Genomic DNA, 18758 nt, shown 5'->3' on the forward strand with positions numbered 1-18758 from the left:
GTTATATTATGGAATATAGAATTGATGATTTGATTTTGGAATTACATTCAGTTCACAAACAATTAAATGAATATCTATTTTCAAATTCCCTATCAGAAGTTAAAATTGCAATTGAAACAAGCAAAAGAAGAAATAGTTTAACTTTAGGACACTTTGATCCATCAAGTGATTGATCAGACAAAAAAAATCAAATTTCTATTTGAACTTTAACCCTAAATGGAGATTATATAAGAACAATTGGTGTGTTAGTGCACGAAATGGTTCATCAATATAATCATGAGAGAGGCATTAAAGATGTAGAAAATAATCAAAGGCATAACAAGAAATTTAAAGAAATAGCTGAAAATAAAGCTATGTTATTAGTAAATTCAACAAAATCTAATAGAGGTTTTTCAAACACAAAACCAAACAAAGAATTAATCTATTACATTGATAATGTATTAGATTTTAATAAAGATGTATTTAAAAAAATGATTCACAAAGATGCTCTTGAACATGAACCAAAAGGTTACAATAAGACAAGTAGATATATATGTAATTGTGGTACAGTAATAAACAACTCAAGAAAAGAATCATTAAATATAAAATGCATGGATTGCAATAACATCTTTAAAAAAGTAAAATAGTGTATATTGCAATATGCACTTTATAAAAAATATTGTATATATTTATTAACTTGCTTGTTAGCAATGTTAAAATTATTTTAGTAAATATATTTAGATTTCGGAGGTTCTAATGGCAGGATTTGCACCAAAGTTTTGTCCAACCCACCTACAAATACATGTCTGTGAGTTACAAAACGTATTTAACAAAAATAAAACAATTGAAGATGATCTTGGGGCAAAAGTTAGAAGACTGCATGGAACTCAAACAGAAGAAGAGTTAGCCCAACAAGAATCAAAAAGAAAGCATCAGCCAGGTACTTTAGGAGATATTTTAGCAAAAGCAAGGCAAAAAATAGATCAAGAAAAAGAAACTATCGCACAAAATGATCCAGATAATAAAGTAGCTTCTGGTGAAGAAATAAATGATAGAATGGCTGCTTTAAGGGCTAAAATGATGGGCGGAAGCACCCCATCCCCTTCCAACGACCAACAATTCAAACAACAAGAATCAACAGGATTACAAAAAGTTATACAAAATGCTCAAGAACACCAAAAAGAAAACCCACAAGAGGTATTTAAAGCCCCTGAAAGGTCAACTATGGGTGAAAATAAGTATAAAGACTTGCCTAGAGGTAACAAACCTTCAGCAGTATTAAAAGATTTAGATTTAGATTTAATTACTGCAGATGACGTTGTTGGAGAACCAACTTCTAAAAAAGAAGATAAATTAAAACTTAAAAAAACAAAAGAAGAACGAAAAGAAAATGCTGAAAAGTTGTTTAGTCAAGAAGAAACTCAAGAATTAATTCAATTAGCAGTAAAAGAGGCTTTAAAACAAGTTGGAATAATTGGTGAAAATGAAAAACCAAAGAAAACAACAACAAAAGCAAAAAGCAAAAATGTAACTACATCTTCTAAGAGAGCCAAATCAGAAGATGAAGATAATCAAAAAATAAGCGAAGAAAAGAAACCAAAAATTAAAAAAGAGGAAATATAAATATTTCCTCTTTTTATTTAATAAACTATAAATTCATGACCATTGAAGTCCCCTTCAATGCTTTCTATAAAACACTTTGCTGCATTTTTTACAGGTACTGGTTTAACTCCGATGAAATATTCTCCATAATCTTTCATAGATTCATCAAATACAGATGGACTTACACAATTAATCCTAATATCTTTTTTAAAATCTATTGCAGCTCCTTTTACAAATGAAGCTACAGCACCGTTTGTCATCGATAACATTGAACCCATCTTTATTGGTTGGTCTTTAATAACTCCAGTTGTCAAAGTAAAACTACCCTTTTCATTCAGATAATTTTGTCCAATAAGAACTAAATTTAATTGTCCAAGCAGTTTATTTTGAACAGAATAAAGAACATCTTCATTTGTAAGATCTTCAATAGGTTTCATAGCAGCACTTCCTGCTGCAGAAATCACATGATCCACACTTCCCAATTTTTCAAACATTTCTTTTATGCTATCGATAGAACTCATATCAACCCTTAAGTCCCCTGAGTTTCTCCCAGCAGTTATGACTTCATAACTATCTTCTTTTAATTTTAGTTCGTTTTGGATTGCAGAACCTAAAGTACCACTGGCTCCAACTAAAAGTATTTTCATAAGTATTACCTCAATTTTCTAACAAAATAATTATATATAAAAAAATCTTTATAAATAAAATGATTAAACATCAAAATATATAATAGTTATATTTAAATCAATATTACTCTTTTTTTTCAGTTTTTAAAAAACTAAACTTATTATTTTTATCTAAAAAATTAAAAGCTATAAATATTAATAAATTTATTATAAAAAAGAATGTATTTAAACCGAAATTAACCCCTCAAGAAGTTTTTCATAAGACGAAAGTAAATAAATAGATTAGAATTAATCAAATAACGTTTGCAGTGCAAATAATTGAATATGCATACTTTAATTTTTTTGCTTTTCCAAATAAATTAATTATAGAAAAAGAAATCATGAACAAAGCAACAATATTTATAAATATAAATTGAAATATTTCCGTTATAGATCACATTAGAATACCAATCCTCCATAGTTTTTATAATTAAATTCCCCTTCTTCAAAGTTTGCAGTTTTATATCCTTCTTTTTTAAAAAAATCTAATAAATCAGGTAATCACTCTGTTGCATAATCTCTTGTGTGAGCAACCAATATTTGTCCCTTTTTTAAGTGACTTTTATATTGTTTTAATATCTTATCTTTACCACATATAGACTCATCATAATCACAACCCAAATATCCCCTTACAAAATAATCAATTTCCAATTGTTTTTGTAAATAACCCATTCCTCTATGATATTGCAAATAAGGCATTCTTACTGGTATATCTGATATTTGTTTTTCAATTCCATTTATTTTATAAATTTTTACAATCATATCACTTGTTTTATGAAATTCTTCATAAGCTTCCTTGGTATTTAAAAGATAATTATTATGATAATAAGAATGATTACCTAAGCTATGACCTTCATCTATCATTCTGTCAACTATTTTCTTTGTTTTTCCACCATCTTCAAAGTATTTTGCATAGTTTATACCCGTTCCAAAAAAAGTTGCCTTATAATTGTATTCCTTTAATATGTCCATTATATTTTCATCAGTAGGACTTGGACCATCATCAAAAGTGATCATTACAACTTTTTCGTTTGTACTAATTCTATTAACTTCATAGTTAACTTTTAAACTAGATAAATTAAAAGCAAAACAAAAAATCAAAGTAAATAAAAAAAATATATTCACAAATTTAAATCTAGATTTATTCATATTTTTTCCCCTCTATTATATTAACTTAAAAAAATAAAAAAATAAAAAAACAAGACTAAAGTCTTGTTTCAATTTTTATTCGAAATGTAAATTTGTAGCTAATGATTCTAAATCATTTAAGTCTTTTTCAACTGATTTGATTTTGTTTCTAGCCATTTCATATGAATCTCTACCTGTAAAGATATGCATTGGAATTTCGTCTCTGTTAGAAAGATCAACTAATAATTGCGCATATTTTTCTGGATTTCCATCTTGGTATCCATTTCAAGATTTTACGGTATTAACTCATTCGTCTCTTCCAGCAGTGTAATCTTCAATAATTGAATTTCCAGTTACTAAAGAGTCATTTGTTAAGAAATTAGTTCTAAATCCACCAGGTTTAATACTTGATATAGTTATTCCTAATGGTCTTAATTCATTACTAATACTTTCAGCAAATCCGTCTAAAGCAAATTTGCAAGCGGCATATAGTGAATTGTAAGGAACTGTTGCATAACCTCATCCTGATGAAGTTACATAAATATGTCCGCTTTTTTGACTTCTCATTGTTGGTAATACGGCTCTAATTACATTTAAAGTACCTAGCAAGTTGTCGTTGATGTATTTTTGAGCTTCTTGTGAAGATGTTTCTTCAAAAGTTCACATTTGACCGTATCCAGCATTGTTTAATAAGATATCAATTGAACCAAATTTAGCAACTCCTTCTTCCACTGCTTTTTTAATACTACTTTCATTTGTAATATCAACATTAACAGCTAATAAATTAGGGTGTCCACTGAATTTAGCTTCTAATTTTTCTTTGTTTCTTGATGTTGCAATTACTTGATGTCCATTTTCAAGTAATTTTTCTGTAACAACTAGACCAAGCCCTTGGCTTGCTCCAGTTACCATTCAAACTTTGTTTTTCATTTTATTTACCTCCTTCTTTATAAGAATAAAACATTATAGTAGGTATAAGGCAAGTAAAAAAGTAATTTTTTTTAAAAAAAATTACTTTATGTTCTTTTCTCGTAAAACTTCATCAAAATTGATTGGATTTCAGTCATCCACTTGACCAGTTTCTAATATTTTTTTGTAATGAGTCTCTTTTAAAGTTAATAAATCTAATTGTTCTTCTAGACTTAAAATCTTATTTTTTAATAGTTGCTTTTGCTTCATGATGATTTCAAATCTACTTTCAATAGTTGAATCACCAACCATACATAAATCTATGTACTCTTTAACGTTATTAATTTCCATACCAGCATTTCTTAGTATAAAAACCATTTTAAATCATTGTAAATCATCAATTAAAGCATATCTATAATTGTTATCTTCTCTTTTCATGAAGGGAAATAGTCCTTTTGAATCATAGAATCTAAATGTTTGTTCACTAACTTCAAATATATTTGAAAGTTCTTTAACTCCAAGTTTTTCCATTTTTTTTATCCTCTCTTATTTTTTCAATTAAATTATCAATATTTTTATAAAACATCTCTTTATTTAAGTTATTTTCTAATACAAAATCAAATTTGTATTTTCTTAATTTCTTTCTTTGAAATTCTGTAATAGAATCAATTTCTTCGATTTTTCTGTTATCTCTTTTATTAACTATATCAATTCTTTGTTTATGATCTTTTATTAAAAGAATGGTTTTGTCGAATTTAACTTTGATACCACTTATCACAGCTGCTTCAACAAATATTAGTTTAGCATTTTTTTCTTCTTTTATCTTCTTATTAATTTCATTCGAAATTAATGGTCACGCTATTTTTGTAAATTTATTATTTAATTTATGATTACCAAATAATGCAGTTCTTAGTTTTGATCTATCTATTTTTCCATTTTCCAAAACTCCTGGTATTTTTTTTGAGATAAATTTTATAATTTTTTCATCATATAAAATATCTTTAGATACCTTGTCAGCTTCAATAATTTTAAAATCAGGATTTTTAACTAAATGTTCTAGCATTGTAGATTTACCACTTCCAATAAACCCACTTACCCCTATTATTTTCATTACAATACACCTCTTTTATACAAAAAAATCATTTAAGAATAAATGATTTTTTATATTATATTTAATTATAGATTATTTTATCAACATAACTTGTAATTATTGGTTTAATTGGTGACATTTCCTTGATTACTTCTGCACAAATTTCTCTATACTTTTTGTAATCTCTGTTATTTTTAGCCATTTCTAAACGAGTTAGTACATTAATTCTTTGATCAATGTTTTTTCAACTAGAAGAAACTCTATTTTTCAAGCAATATCCAACTTTTGGTAATAATTCTTCATTTCTAAATGCTATTGCAAATATTTGCTCTAATTTAATTTCAGCCGCCAATAAATCTCATGTTTTTATTGCAAATTTATAACCTTCAATTAATTCTTCTAAATCACTTTTGTATCTTCCAAATAAATTAATTCTTGGATTAATCATCAATTGTTCAATTAATTCAACAAATTTTCTATCTGTTTCAGTTATTAAATTCATTTGAGTTTCTATTTCCAAAGACACTGAATTTCAATCTATGTTTTGAGTTACAGTAAGTTGTTCAACTCTTTCAATTGTTTGTTTGTATAAAATTGAATCTGTATTCTTTGAATCTTCAAGCATTTTTGTAAGATTTTTAAAGAATAATGTACATTTTCTTCCTAGATTTTGTAAATATTCTTGATTATCTTGCTTTTTATCTTTTAATTTAGGTTTTTCTACTGGAGTTTCAATAATTTCTTCTTCTTTAGTTTTGGCAATTTTTATTTTTGGTTTTTCAACCTTTTCATAATTTTCAACTAAATGAGCTCCGGTTTGTAAATCTATATCTCTTAATACTATTAAGTTAATTGTTCATCAACTACATTCACCACAAATTGTCCCAACAAATCCAGTAACCAAAGCGATGAATGGAATAATAATTGGTAATAATAATCAACCAATTAATTCAGCTGTTCTTCCAGATTGCATTGCAGCAGCAGCTCCTGCTAATTTTGAAAATAAACCAAATGATAATCAATATATTTGACCAAATTGACCTGCTAATTTAGGTAAAATTTCTGAAGTTATTGCTTGATCAATTGAAATAAAACTAGTTGGGATAAACTTTATAACTATACCCATTAAAAATGGTGATGCAGAAAGAAATGAAAGGAATGAAGCGAATATCAAAAGAACTAACATTGTTCAAGCTAAAACCATTGTCAATTGATAACTTCTAATAGGTCTTACAATTCTTGCAACACCCTTTTTAGTTTTTGCCTTATAACCAACCAAATGTATAGTTAATCTAAGTAACATTAAGATAAAAGTTAAACCACTTAAAGCCAGTGGTATTCAATAAATTAATATATTAGATGACGCTACAAATAATTCTTTTCCATTAAATAAAAAGAAAGCAAGGAATTTTTTATACCCTTTTGTAGCAATTGCAATATTTACTAAATCAAAGTTTGTTTTAGAGATTATTGGTGAAAACATCATTGTTAATGAATAAGTCATCATAACAACAGAAAAAACTATCAATGAAATTATCATAAATAGTGATTTTTTATTATTTTTTAATAACTTTATTTTGCCCATTTGTCTAATCCCCATAAAACCAAATATATTATATAATATTTTCAGCTTAATTATTCTTTAACTTTTACAAAAAAATGCTTATTTAAAGGTTTTTTATATAAAAAAAGTGAAATTAATATTTCACTAATACTTAATAAATTGATCAAAATCAGATTTTAAATCCCTATAAGTTAAACAGTCATTGATTAACTTAACTTGATTTTCAACTAACTCAAATGTAGAAAATTTAAATCTTTGTTCTCCAGATAAATAAATACCATCTTCTTCGATTTTGTGTTCTGGAGTTAAACAGTAAGGCATTATTTCTTTATTTATAATACTTTCATTAAAATATTTAAATAAAGGTCTGTATTCACCTCTTCCAGGTCCAAGATTAACTAAACCTAGAGCTATCCTTGGATCAATTATAAATAAACTTAATATATTTATTTTAGTTCTATCATCAATAAAATTAGCAATAGTTTTATTTGTTAATAAGAAAGTTTCTCTATCTAAATCATTAATTCTAAAGAATTTAAAGAATGTATTATTAACAACATTGTGGAAATAAACATCTAAAAACTTATAATTTTGATTAATTAGAATATCTCTTGGAATATTAATAGTTTTTTGATATTCTTGTAAATCAAAGTTAATTGGAGAATTTTCAACATATTCATAAAGACTTTCAAATGTTCTTTTACTGAAAATGTAATCATACATTTCAAACAATACATAACTAACGACATTTAATATTATTATTCTATATTCTTCTTCTACTTCAAAGTTCAAAGCATCAAAAACTCTGTATTTTTTATTAGAATCTGGTATCACATATTTGTATTCCCCATTTATTATAGTCACTAAGAAATAAAAGTATTTTAGAAATAACACTTCTTTTCCTGTCATTTCTACAAATTCATTATCCTTTTTAATTCTCTTATCAACAATAGCTTTTGCAACTTTAGAAATTTGATTAAATTGTTTTGAAATTTTATTTACGTCAAAACCTTCATAGTCTTTAAATAAAACTTCTATAAAAGGAACATTTTCAACTTCAATTTCTTCAACTTCATCACTTACAAAGTCGATGTACTTAAAACAAAATGAACCATCTTCATTTTTTGTTTTTCAGTTATCAAGAAACTCACTTGGAAGTATTAAATTTCTTTTCATTTTCTTTTTCATAAATTCACCTTTTTAATCGTTTTCTATTAATCACAATTGCTTTGTTGGAGAAATTGGAGTTGCTGTTATTATTGTCTTTTGGAACTTATCAACAACAAAATAAACTTCATTTTTTGGTGTTTTGATATATATGTTTCTAGAAGTTTCAAAACTAGAAGTAGATTTTTCAATCATTTTTAGTATCTTTTCTTTTAGTTTAAATTCTTCTTCATCTGCAAGATTTAAACGTTGTCTAATTCTTTGGATTGAATGAGTCGAAAACCCATATTCATGTTTATAGTAGTAACTCATTCAAATCACCTCAAATATAATTATAATGAATTTTTGCTTTACATTAAAGTCAAAAAAATAATATATGAAATAAAAAAACTCCCTAAGGAGTTCTGATATATCACTATTTTGAGATAACCAAGAAGTTACCTGATCATCTTTCAGCAAAAGTACCTTTTTTCATACATATCATAACTAAATCTCATAATAAAGTTACTATTAATAGGTAAAATAGGCCAGCTAACAATCTAAAACCAAATAATTTTAATTGTTCTTTTGTTGAATATTCCATATCCATAACCTTCATACCAATTGATGGTTTTGCTTTACAGAAATTAATAATTAAGAATATTCAGTAAATACCAAAAGTAATACCAATTAAAGCATTATTAACTAAGCCCGCAACAAACCTTCTTCAAAATCCTGCATTCATATTTTCTTTCTTCCTTTTCTATATTAATAAATATAACATTTTTTAGTGTTATATCAAGAGAAATTAGAAAAATTTTTTTAGATATTTTAACTTCTTTTAATAATTATTTTGAAGTAAAAATTTTTTTAATTCTGATCCACTTCTATATTTTGCTTCGTTGTTTTTAGAAATTAATCTGTGACAAGGTATTAAAAGCAATATAGGATTTTTAGACATACAAGTTGCTATAAAACGCGTGAAAGAAGCCTTATTAATATGTTTTGCAAATTCAGAATAACTCATATATTGACCATAATTTAATTTAGAAAGTTCAAATAAAATATCTATTTGTTTATCTGTTAAGTTCACTAAGTTTAAATCTTTAAAATCAAGATTTATAGGTTCTTTTAATTCAAATTTTTTTAATAAATTAATATATTTTTCAAATTCTTTTCCACCAATAACATTCCTTACTTTATATGATTTATAAAAGTCATGAATATTATCCTTTTCAAATCCTACATAACTTAATTTATCTTCTATTAATCCAATTTTAATAACCTTATCTTTAAATAAAACTATTTTAAATACTCTTATTACCTTTTCTTCCATCATTTATCACCTAAATAAATTATATTAAAAAAGCACAACCTAAGTTGTGCTTCATTATAATTAAAATATTTTTGAATATTATAAAAACTAATTATCTCCGTGATTTTTATCTTTATTTTTCTTATCTTTTCGATCTTTAAGTTCTTTTAAGAAAGCGTCAATTTCTTCTTGAGGTTCATAAATACTTGGATCTATTTCGTATTTTCTACCTTGCATAGCTTCTGCAATCATAGTTTGATATTCGTTATTTGCTTTTGCAATTTTTTCTCTATCAATTTTAGGATTAAGCGCTAATACAGCAACTATTGAAATTGAAGCCACAATTAATGAAATAAAGAAAAATCATAATAATATTTTTATTGGCAATAAATTAAATCCCTCTGACATTATATTTATAAGATTATTTACACCTGCATTATTAGCAGAAATTCAATTATCAAGTGCTTCTTGAGTTTGAACACCTGCCACTGAAACTGCAAAAGTTCTTTGTAATAATTCAGAATGAACGTCACTACCAAATATGAAACCTAAAGGTTTTGCCAAATTAAATATCATCATAAATATAAACATAACTGGAATTACCAAATTAATTCCAGGAATTATAAATTTTTGACGATAAGTTTTAGGAGGTTGAACTATTGTATAAATAATTCATGACATCATAGCAATTATAAGTATCAAATAAATATAATTTGTTCCACCAGTAACTATTCCTAAAAAATTACCTAAACTTCAATAAACTCCAGCTCTATCCTTTAAATACTCATTTCATTTAGAAACAAAATCAGTTGATCACCCATTATCAACACTAATCATTTCTTTTGTTATAAAGAATCTAAATGTTGTTAATAATATAGATATCAAAACAAACATAATTGCACAAACGCCAAGAGCTATACCTAATGATAATTTCAGTCATTTAGTATATTTTGGTTTTGAATTATAAGGATAAAACCTAACATCTTGTAATGGATGTGGGGGCACACTTCCCATGAAAGGATTACCTTGTGCGCTTTGTGCTCCAGCAAAACCCTCAAATCCAGTTTGCTGAGTATTTGGTTTTTCTTTTGTTTTATCCACTACTTCTGGTTCGGGTTTTGAACTTGTTGTAGATTTCAAATATTTCTGTTTTAATTCGTCAGTAATTTTTGAGTTTTCTTTCACAAATTCATCTGTTAATTCAAAACTTTGGTCAGTTAATGAATCTCTTGATATTTGTAAATTATTAAAACAATAAGTTTGTAAAAAAGTGATATCACTAAGCACTTCATCTGTTTTTTTGCCATCTGGTTTGATAAATTTGATTTTTTCTTTAGTGATATTTACTAAAGCTTTTCCAAAAACCGGACCCCATTTTTGATCTTTGAAAGTACAATTTTCATCTATTTCCAAAAGCAATAAGTCATTAACCAATTCTATAACTTGTTTTTTAAGTTCAGAATCATTTAATAATTCAACTCTTAGTTTTTCATTTTTTATTAAGTTTGCTAATAAAAATATAGAATCTTGATATATTTTGTTAGCTTCCATTCTTTAACCTCTATTCTCTTTAAAAATTAAACATTTTTAAAAGTTCTATTTCAGGAATTATTTTATTATCATAAATTCCACCTTTTATATTTTTTTCAAGTAAATATAACACTTTGATTTTATCATTTATTTGATTAATATTTAGTTTATTTTGTTCTAGTAACTTTGATACTCTATAAGGATTAACTACTAAAATTGAAGCTATCTCTGAATTATTCATTCTTTTTTCCTTAAATAAAAGTACATTTCTTAAAGTTACAAGATTACTTGCCAATAAAGCTAAAAACGAAAATATATCATTGTTCATTTCCATATAACTCGATCATTGTTTTAAGAATGTATTAACATCATTTGAAATAAAGCAATTTGCAATTTCAAATGTATCAAAGTTGTTGTATTTAGTTGTTATTTCATTAACAAGATCAACTGTTAATTCCTTCTTTAAAGAGAGAATTTTGTTAATCTCGTTTGTAAAAACTTGCATATCATTAGGTAATCTTTCAATAAATAAATCTAAAGCATCTTTTTGATAACTTATATGATCATTTTCTAACTTTTTGATAACAATTTGCTTTTTTTGCTCAACTGTTGGTTCATCTAATTTTAAAATCTTAGATTTTTCTTCAGTTAATTTTGCTATTTTAAGTTTTTTAGAAAACTTATCTGAGTTAACTGTCATTATTATTTCTACTTCTTTATTTTCTGAATTAAGAATTTGTTCTACCAATTTAACATCATAACTTTTATGTAACTTAACTTTACTTTCATTAACAAATCAACAATCATTAATAACTATTATTTTTTTTGTTGAAAATATAGAGTAAGTATTTATTTCTTCTATTATTGATGAAATCGGATCATCAATTAATGAATAGTCAAAAATTTCATAATCACCATTTATATTGGCTTTCTGAATTAGTTTTTCTACTTGTTTTTTAATTAAAAAGTTATCATTAGAATATATAAAGAACATATTTTTCACCTATCTATATTAATTTAACATTAAAAAAAGAGAAAAAAATTAAATTCTTTTGAATTAACTAGGTTTTTACTATATACTTTATTTGTATATTAAATATCTTGTTTAAAGGGGTGAAGTCAAATGGCAAATATTAAATCACAAGAAAAACGTATTTTAACTAATGAAAAATCACGTTTAGCAAACAAAGCTTTTAGAAGTTCAGTTAAAACAGCAATCAAAAAAGCTTTAACTGCAAAAACAGAAGGTTCAAAAGATAAAGAAGTTCTAATTAATGAAGCAGTTAGTTTATTAGATAAATCAGTTACAAAAGGAATTTTCAAAGCTAACAAAGCTGCAAGAGAAAAATCAAGATTAATGAAATAGTTAATTAAATAGATAATAGAAAAAACTCTTTCTAAAAAGAGTTTTTTTGTATTTTAATTGTCTTTTCGCTATTAACTTTATATTTATAACTTGAGTCCCCATTAGTTACATAGGTCTTACATTTATATTTATTAAGAGTATCTAATGTTTCTTTGCTTGGGAAATCTAAAGTATTTGATTTGTGTCCTGATATAAAACAAGTTTTTGGTTGAATTACTTTCATGAAAACTTCAGAAGTACTGGTTTTGCTTCCGTGATGTCCAACTTGTAAAAAGTCCACACCCCCTTTTACCTTATTCAAAAATAATTCATCTTTGATTAATCTGTATTCTCTAAGTTTTGTTGTGTCACCTGTAAATAATATTTTTTTATTTTTTACTTCTATTAAAGAAACTTGTGAATTATCATTTTCATCTGAATTTCCTAATTCTATAAAATTGGTTATATTTAAATCCTTATAATTAAAAGTCTCTTTTAAATGATAGTTATAAAATACATTTTTTAATTTGTATGTATTTGCTACATTTCCTAATTGATCAAAATGATCTTGATGGTTATGACTAATAAAAACTGCTTCAATTTTTCTAACACCACTATAAACTAGGTATTGTTCTAAACTTGATTTACTAAAACCATTTCCTCTTCCAGCATCAAATAAAATTGTTTTGCCTTTATATTGAAATAAAAAACTGTTTCCATTCCCCACATTTAACATAGTAACCGAAGGACTTATTTTAGTAAACTGATTTGATTGCAATATCCAAAAACAATTTAAAGTAAATATAAATATAATTAACTTTTTAATTTTAGTTTTATCAAAACTAAATGAAGTTATTAATTTAAATAGAACAAAATAACTTATTAAGTAGATAAAATTAAAACTTCCACAAATAGTTGTTAAATTCAAATATGTAAGACCTTTAGAGTAAAAGTAAAATAATTTATATATTAAATTTAATATATAACTTGAAAACGGAATAAAGAAAAATAAACTAGTTATAAAGCTAAACGTTACTAACGGAATCAATAAAACTTCAAATAAAGAACTAAATCAATAAATTTTGTAATTATAAAATATTTGAACAGGAGTAAATACAGCATTAACTATTAAAAAATTATATATAACATTTGTTGCGGGCTTTTTATTTTTATATTTTTTCAAAAAAATAAAAGCAATAACAGAAAATATAAATCCAATATTAAATATGAATAATGGATTTATAAATAAGCAAGCAATTCACAAAATAGATAATTTTGTGATTTTTGAAAATTTAAATTTTTTATTTTGTTCAACTCAACCAATGATCAGTAGAATACAAGATTTCAATAAAAAAAGTTTAAAGTTTAATAGATAACAATAATAGAAAAGAAAAGTTATTGGAATTATTCGATACTTTTTATAATTTTTTCACTTAGCAAATACTTTTTTATTTAAAATCCCACTCAATAAGTAAACATTCATTCCACTCAAATTAATTAAATAACCTAAAGAATATGAATTTAAATTTTTATAAATCAAACTATTAGTTTTTTGTTGAAAAAACATCAACTTAGTAAGATTATTTGTAGAATTCACAATTTTAAAGAAAAAATACTGTAGAGATTTTATATTTTTGATTTCAATTACAGCATCTATAATTTTGTATTTAACATTTTTGTTAAGAAGATATGAATTAAAATCAAATTCTCAAAAGTTACCTTTAATACTGACTTTTTCAAACTCCCCTACCAGAGATACAACCTCCCCTACCGATAACTTAAACTCCCCTACCGGTACATAGTAGAGCGAACCAAACTGTCTTATAAGGAAATAATTCGAATTTACCTCTACTACCTTATAAAAATTTAAATTGAAGAACTTATTTATATCAAACTTATAAAATAATAAGAATCAAATCAAAAATAAGCTAACAAATATTAAAAAAGGATAAGACCTTTTAATTTCTATAGTAAAAATTATTAAAATTATTAAGTAAATTGCAGAACATAAATAAATATTTTCCACTTCCCTACTTAGAGCTATACAAATAAAAGCTATGAATGTAATTGTAAAATAATTCTTATTAGTAAATCAACTTAGGAATCGCTTTACTATAGAACTCTGCATTAAATGTTCCTTTATAAATATTTTTTAACTCATTCATACAATCTTCATATGATTTTTTTTGATCATTAAATATATCAACACTTTTGATTGATACATTCTCACTTACACCTCTAACCAAAAAGAAATCTATATCAACATCAAATCTAGATGTCCTTACAACTTCAATATGTTCCTTAGGATAAAAATATATTGTATTGCTCTTATTTAAATTTGTATTTGATTCGATATCAAATAAAGTTTCTAAATATTGAAAGCCGCTAGTTTCTAATAATTCTTTAGAATTATTTGTTCCTATATCATTTTTGATTTTGACAGGAAGTAATGTTTTATTCTCTAATTGAATGTCATATTTCACTTTAAAATAAATGTAGTTTTGATCTACTTCCTCCACTTTTATTTCATCATGATTTGTTATGTTGGCTATAAAAAGTATAGTCAAACCAATTAAAAGTGAAAATAATAATATTGTAATGTACTTGATTTTTTTCATATGATACCTCAAATACATTTATCGATTAAAAAAATAAAAGTATTAACTTTTATTTTTTTAAATCATTAAGTTTTTCAACTAAAAGATTATGTTGCTTTTTATAATCTTCATATTTATTTTTTTCTTCTTCAACTTTTTCTACTGCTGCACGTTTAACAAAGTTATCATTAGATAACATCTTTTCACTTCTTTCGATTTCTTTTGAAAGTAAAGTTATTTTTTCTTGAGTCTCCATTAAAACTTTTTCTTTATCAAAGAAATCTTTATTAGGAATATCTAAAAAATAATCATTTACAGGAAGTGAAGTAAAATCATTTTCTTCTATAGAATTAATTGATAAATTACAATTAACAATTTTTTCAATAAATAATTTTATATATTCTATTTCATTATTTAACTCACTTTTAAAAGCTGATTTTGAAATATTTAGATGAGCATTTAAACTTATTGAGTTCTTAATTATTTGGTTTGCTCTAAACTCTCTTAAGCTAGTTATAATATCAAATATATGTTTAATTGAATCAGTTTTTGAATTATATTCTTTTTCTAATCATCTTTCTTTTAAAATTGATGATTCTAAATCAAATGATTGATATATCTCTTCGGTTACAAACGGCATAAATGGATGTAACATAATTAAAATGTTTTTTAAAACAAATCCAAGAGTTAATTTACTAAACTCTTTTTGTTCATTTGTAACTAAATCATTTTCTCCAATTTGTGCTTTTGCCAGTTCGATATATCATGAACAATAGTCATCTCAAATAAAATTATATAAAACTTTTCCTGCAATTGTAAATTCATATTTATCAATTGCTTCTTTAACTTGCTTTTGAGTATTGGTTAACTTATTTAAAATTCATAAGTCTACTTGATTATTTAATAAGTCAGCTTTTTCAAAAGCAGCATTAAATTCACTGTTAGTAGGAATTTTTTCAATATTCATCATAACAAATCTTGATGCATTTCAAATTTTGTTAATAAAGTTTCAAGTACTTGTCAACTTCTCTTCACTATATCTTAAGTCTTGGCCTGGTGATGAATTAGTTAGCAAGAAGTAACGTAATGAGTCAGCTCCATAGTTTTCGATCACATCCATTGGATCAACACCATTTCCAAGTGATTTAGACATTTTTCTACCTTGCTCATCACGAATAAGTCCATGAATTAAAACATCATTAAATGGTTTTGAGTTTGTAAATTCCAAACTTTGGAAAACCATTCTAGCAACTCAAAAGAATATAATGTCATAACCAGTTACCATTGTAGAAACAGGGAAGTATCTTTTCATCATCTCTGATTCACTTTCTGAAGTTCAATCCATTGTTGCAAATGGTCAAAAAGCACTTGAAAATCAAGTGTCAAGAACATCAGGGTCACGAGTTCAATTATTTTCATCACTTGGAGGGTTTATTCCCACATAAACCTCTTTAGTTTCATTGTGATATCAAGCAGGTATTTGATGACCTCATCACAATTGTCTTGAAATTGTTCAATCATGAGAGTTTTCCATTCATTTATTTAATGTATCATTAAATCTATTTGGAAAAAAGTTAATAGCATCACTTGATTCTTGTAAATCAAGAACTTGTTTTGCAAGAGGTTCCATTTTAACAAATCATTGATCTGAAATAAATGGTTCAACAATGGCATTACTTCTTTCTGAGTAACCAACTTGGTGAGTGATTTCTTCTTTTTTAATAAAAGTTCCCTCTTTTGTTAACTTTTCAATTAATTGTTTTCTTGCTTCAAATCTATCTAAACCATTAAACTCTAATGCCTTTTCATTCATAGTTGCATCATCGTTCATAACAACTATTTGTTCTAATTTATGTTTTAAACCAAGTTCAAAGTCATTGATATCATGAGCTGGAGTACACTTCATAACTCCTGTTCCAAATTCAATTTCAACATACTCATCTGCTATAACAGGTATTTCTTGTCCATTTGAGGGGTTTATAACTATTTTTCCGACAAATTTGCTATATCTATCATCATTTGGGTTAACAACCAAACAAACGTCTCCAAACATAGTCTCAGGGCGTGTTGTAGCTACTTCTAAGAACTGTGATCGATTTTCTTTTAAAGAATACTTGAAATGATACATTCCACCTTGAGTTTCTTTATATATAACCTCTATATTTGAAAGAGCTGTTTTTTGTTTTGGATCTCAATTTATTATTCTTTTTCCCTTATAAATCAAACCTTTTTTATACATATCAACAAATACATAGTTAACTATTTTATTCAATTGTTCTGAATAAGTAAATTTCTCTTTTGAGTAATCTAAACTTAAACCAAGTTTAGCTCATTGACTTCTAATAGTTGAAGCATATTCTTCTTTTCATTCTCATACCTTTTCAATAAACTTCTCTCTTCCCAAATCATATCTAGAAATACCTTGTTCTCTTAAACGTTCTTCAACTTTTGCTTGTGTAGCAATTCCAGCATGATCCATTCCAGGTATTCAAACTGTATCAAAACCATTTATTTTTTTAAATCTAATAAGTAAATCTTGTAGGGATCCATCTCAAGCATGTCCTAAGTGAAGTTTACCAGTAACATTTGGAGGCGGAATAACTATTGAGTAGGCTGGTTTTTTAGAATCCAACTCAGCTTTAAATAATTCTTGTTTTATTCACATCTCATACTTATTTTTTTCAACATCTAAATGACTATATTTTTTTTCCAACTCTTTCATTTCAATTTCTCCTTTTAATAAAAAAATCCTATTTTTTAATTACTAAATTAAAAAATAGGAACGAATTGTTTGTCAATACGCGGTACCATCCTAATTGGCCATTTAAAGCCCACTCAATTTATAAAATTTTAAATACTTATACAACATTCAAAAGTGATAATTTCTAGTTCACACCACCCACTAGATCTCTGATAATTAACAACAATTTACTCCTTATAAGTTTATTTACTTTTTTATTATAGCAAAGCAAAGCAAAAAAATAGCACAAAAGTGCTATTTAATCTTTAAAGTTCCGACTCAATAAAGATTTATTATTATTATTATTATTATTATTTTACTAATTCATACTATTTTAGATATCTACACTTGTTTTAACTAAGTAAAAATTATTGAACTAGGTTAAAGTGTGGTGGTGTAGTTGATTTTTTAACTTGTTTTCAAAAATCAGAAAATCTGAATGCAAGAATTGCATATAAGTTATTAGATCTTTCGTTTTGATAAGAAATTTCTTTTAATTCATTTTCAATAACCATTTCTTCAAATAAAACTTTTTCTAATTTAGCTTCTTTATTTTTTAGAGCTTTTGATATTTTATTAAAGTTTCTATTAATTCTTTTATAATATTTATTCATTGAAATTTTGAAGATCAAATAAATAAACAACATTATTACTGATGAAAAAATAGCAGTTGTCAATAATAGTGATGTAAAAAAGGCGATTTCCTTATTATTGTTTAAAACAACTTCAAAAGCACTTCTATTAGTTAATTCATCATATATTCTCATAAAATCTATTCTTAAATCTATATCAAACTTAGATATTTCAACAATAACAAATATTAAAAATGGTGTCATAGATAATGTAGATTTTATAAATGCATAGATATTAGCTTTCCTCAACATTCATTTTAATGAGTTTACATTTTCTTCACTAACATCCAATTTAGTAATGTATTCTTTATATCCCTTAACATATTTAATAACAATGGCTAACATGGCAACAATACCAATTAACATTTTTATTAAAATTAAATATTCTGATTTGTATAATGTATTTCTAATATAATCCACTGAAGGCAAAATGAAAAAAACTGCAAATAACATTAAAATTGCACCATAAATTATGAAGTTAGTATAATCAATTCTTCTTGCCTTTAATCTCATAAC

At 25.2% G+C, this 18758-nt stretch carries 19 protein-coding genes; 3 read left to right on the top strand and 16 right to left on the bottom strand.

The annotated features are described in order from the left end of the window. Positions 1-8 precede the first annotated feature (8 nt). Both SMONO_RS02270 and SMONO_RS02275 read left to right on the top strand, forming a co-directional pair. A complete protein-coding gene (locus tag SMONO_RS02270) occupies positions 9-626 on the top strand; it encodes a SprT-like domain-containing protein (RefSeq protein ID WP_101780739.1) in 618 nt (205 codons plus the stop codon). A gap of 109 nt (positions 627-735) precedes the next feature. Continuing rightward, a complete protein-coding gene (locus SMONO_RS02275; protein ID WP_101780740.1) occupies positions 736-1602 on the top strand; it encodes a hypothetical protein in 867 nt (288 codons plus the stop codon). 17 nt (positions 1603-1619) lie between these two features. Here the strand turns inward: SMONO_RS02275 and SMONO_RS02280 are convergent, their stop codons facing one another. The 12 genes from SMONO_RS02280 to holA all read right to left on the bottom strand — a co-directional run bounded on the left by SMONO_RS02280 (position 1620) and on the right by holA (position 11922). Next, complete coding sequence (locus SMONO_RS02280) at positions 1620-2228, bottom strand: short chain dehydrogenase (RefSeq protein ID WP_101780741.1); 609 nt, start codon at positions 2226-2228, stop codon at positions 1620-1622. A gap of 417 nt (positions 2229-2645) precedes the next feature. Continuing rightward, entirely contained in the window at positions 2646-3395 is a 750-nt protein-coding gene (locus SMONO_RS02290) for a polysaccharide deacetylase family protein (protein ID WP_101780743.1), read from the bottom strand. A 75-nt stretch (positions 3396-3470) separates the two neighbouring features. Further along, a complete protein-coding gene (locus tag SMONO_RS02295; RefSeq protein ID WP_101780744.1) occupies positions 3471-4304 on the bottom strand; it encodes an SDR family oxidoreductase in 834 nt (277 codons plus the stop codon). Between the two features lie 81 nt (positions 4305-4385). Beyond that, positions 4386-4814, bottom strand: a complete 429-nt coding sequence (locus tag SMONO_RS02300) for a MerR family transcriptional regulator (protein ID WP_101780745.1) — start codon at positions 4812-4814, stop codon at positions 4386-4388. Next, positions 4795-5394 carry a dephospho-CoA kinase gene (coaE, locus tag SMONO_RS02305; RefSeq protein WP_101780746.1) on the bottom strand — a complete coding sequence of 200 codons (600 nt, stop codon included), beginning with the start codon at positions 5392-5394 and terminating at the stop codon, positions 4795-4797. Before coaE ends, SMONO_RS02300 begins: the two co-directional genes overlap by 20 nt. Positions 5395-5455: 61 nt before the next feature. Continuing rightward, on the bottom strand, positions 5456-6958 hold the full coding sequence (locus SMONO_RS02310) for an MFS transporter (protein WP_101780747.1): 1503 nt from the start codon (positions 6956-6958) through the stop codon (positions 5456-5458). A gap of 123 nt (positions 6959-7081) precedes the next feature. Beyond that, complete coding sequence (locus tag SMONO_RS02315) at positions 7082-8125, bottom strand: hypothetical protein (RefSeq protein WP_101780748.1); 1044 nt, start codon at positions 8123-8125, stop codon at positions 7082-7084. 12 nt (positions 8126-8137) lie between these two features. Then, entirely contained in the window at positions 8138-8416 is a 279-nt protein-coding gene (locus SMONO_RS02320; protein WP_101780749.1) for a hypothetical protein, read from the bottom strand. A gap of 103 nt (positions 8417-8519) precedes the next feature. Beyond that, on the bottom strand, positions 8520-8828 hold the full coding sequence (locus SMONO_RS02325; RefSeq protein WP_101780750.1) for an RDD family protein: 309 nt from the start codon (positions 8826-8828) through the stop codon (positions 8520-8522). 96 nt (positions 8829-8924) lie between these two features. Further along, positions 8925-9419 carry a methylated-DNA--[protein]-cysteine S-methyltransferase gene (locus SMONO_RS02330; RefSeq protein ID WP_158637900.1) on the bottom strand — a complete coding sequence of 165 codons (495 nt, stop codon included), beginning with the start codon at positions 9417-9419 and terminating at the stop codon, positions 8925-8927. Between the two features lie 87 nt (positions 9420-9506). After that, positions 9507-10949 carry a hypothetical protein gene (locus tag SMONO_RS02335; RefSeq protein WP_101780752.1) on the bottom strand — a complete coding sequence of 481 codons (1443 nt, stop codon included), beginning with the start codon at positions 10947-10949 and terminating at the stop codon, positions 9507-9509. A 19-nt stretch (positions 10950-10968) separates the two neighbouring features. Next, positions 10969-11922, bottom strand: coding sequence for a DNA polymerase III subunit delta (holA, locus tag SMONO_RS02340; protein WP_101780753.1), 954 nt, complete (start codon positions 11920-11922; stop codon positions 10969-10971). Between the two features lie 129 nt (positions 11923-12051). Between holA and rpsT the strand changes: the two genes are divergently transcribed. After that, a complete protein-coding gene (gene rpsT, locus SMONO_RS02345; RefSeq protein WP_101780754.1) occupies positions 12052-12294 on the top strand; it encodes a 30S ribosomal protein S20 in 243 nt (80 codons plus the stop codon). A gap of 31 nt (positions 12295-12325) precedes the next feature. Here rpsT and SMONO_RS02350 read toward each other — a convergent pair whose 3' ends face one another. From SMONO_RS02350 to SMONO_RS02365, 4 genes are all read right to left on the bottom strand, one after another. Continuing rightward, positions 12326-14401 (bottom strand): ComEC/Rec2 family competence protein, encoded by a 2076-nt coding sequence (locus SMONO_RS02350; protein ID WP_101780755.1) that lies wholly within the window; start codon positions 14399-14401, stop codon positions 12326-12328. Further along, a complete protein-coding gene (locus tag SMONO_RS02355) occupies positions 14358-14891 on the bottom strand; it encodes a hypothetical protein (RefSeq protein ID WP_101780756.1) in 534 nt (177 codons plus the stop codon). The genes SMONO_RS02350 and SMONO_RS02355 overlap by 44 nt, the downstream gene beginning before the upstream one ends. 49 nt (positions 14892-14940) lie before the next feature. Further along, a complete protein-coding gene (locus tag SMONO_RS02360) occupies positions 14941-17592 on the bottom strand; it encodes a valine--tRNA ligase (RefSeq protein WP_101780757.1) in 2652 nt (883 codons plus the stop codon). 386 nt (positions 17593-17978) lie between these two features. Then, positions 17979-18755 carry a hypothetical protein gene (locus SMONO_RS02365; RefSeq protein ID WP_101780758.1) on the bottom strand — a complete coding sequence of 259 codons (777 nt, stop codon included), beginning with the start codon at positions 18753-18755 and terminating at the stop codon, positions 17979-17981. Positions 18756-18758 lie beyond the last annotated feature (3 nt).

This window comes from Spiroplasma monobiae MQ-1 (assembly GCF_002865545.1).
GTDB lineage: Bacteria > Bacillota_I > Bacilli_A > Mycoplasmatales > Mycoplasmataceae > Spiroplasma_A > Spiroplasma_A monobiae.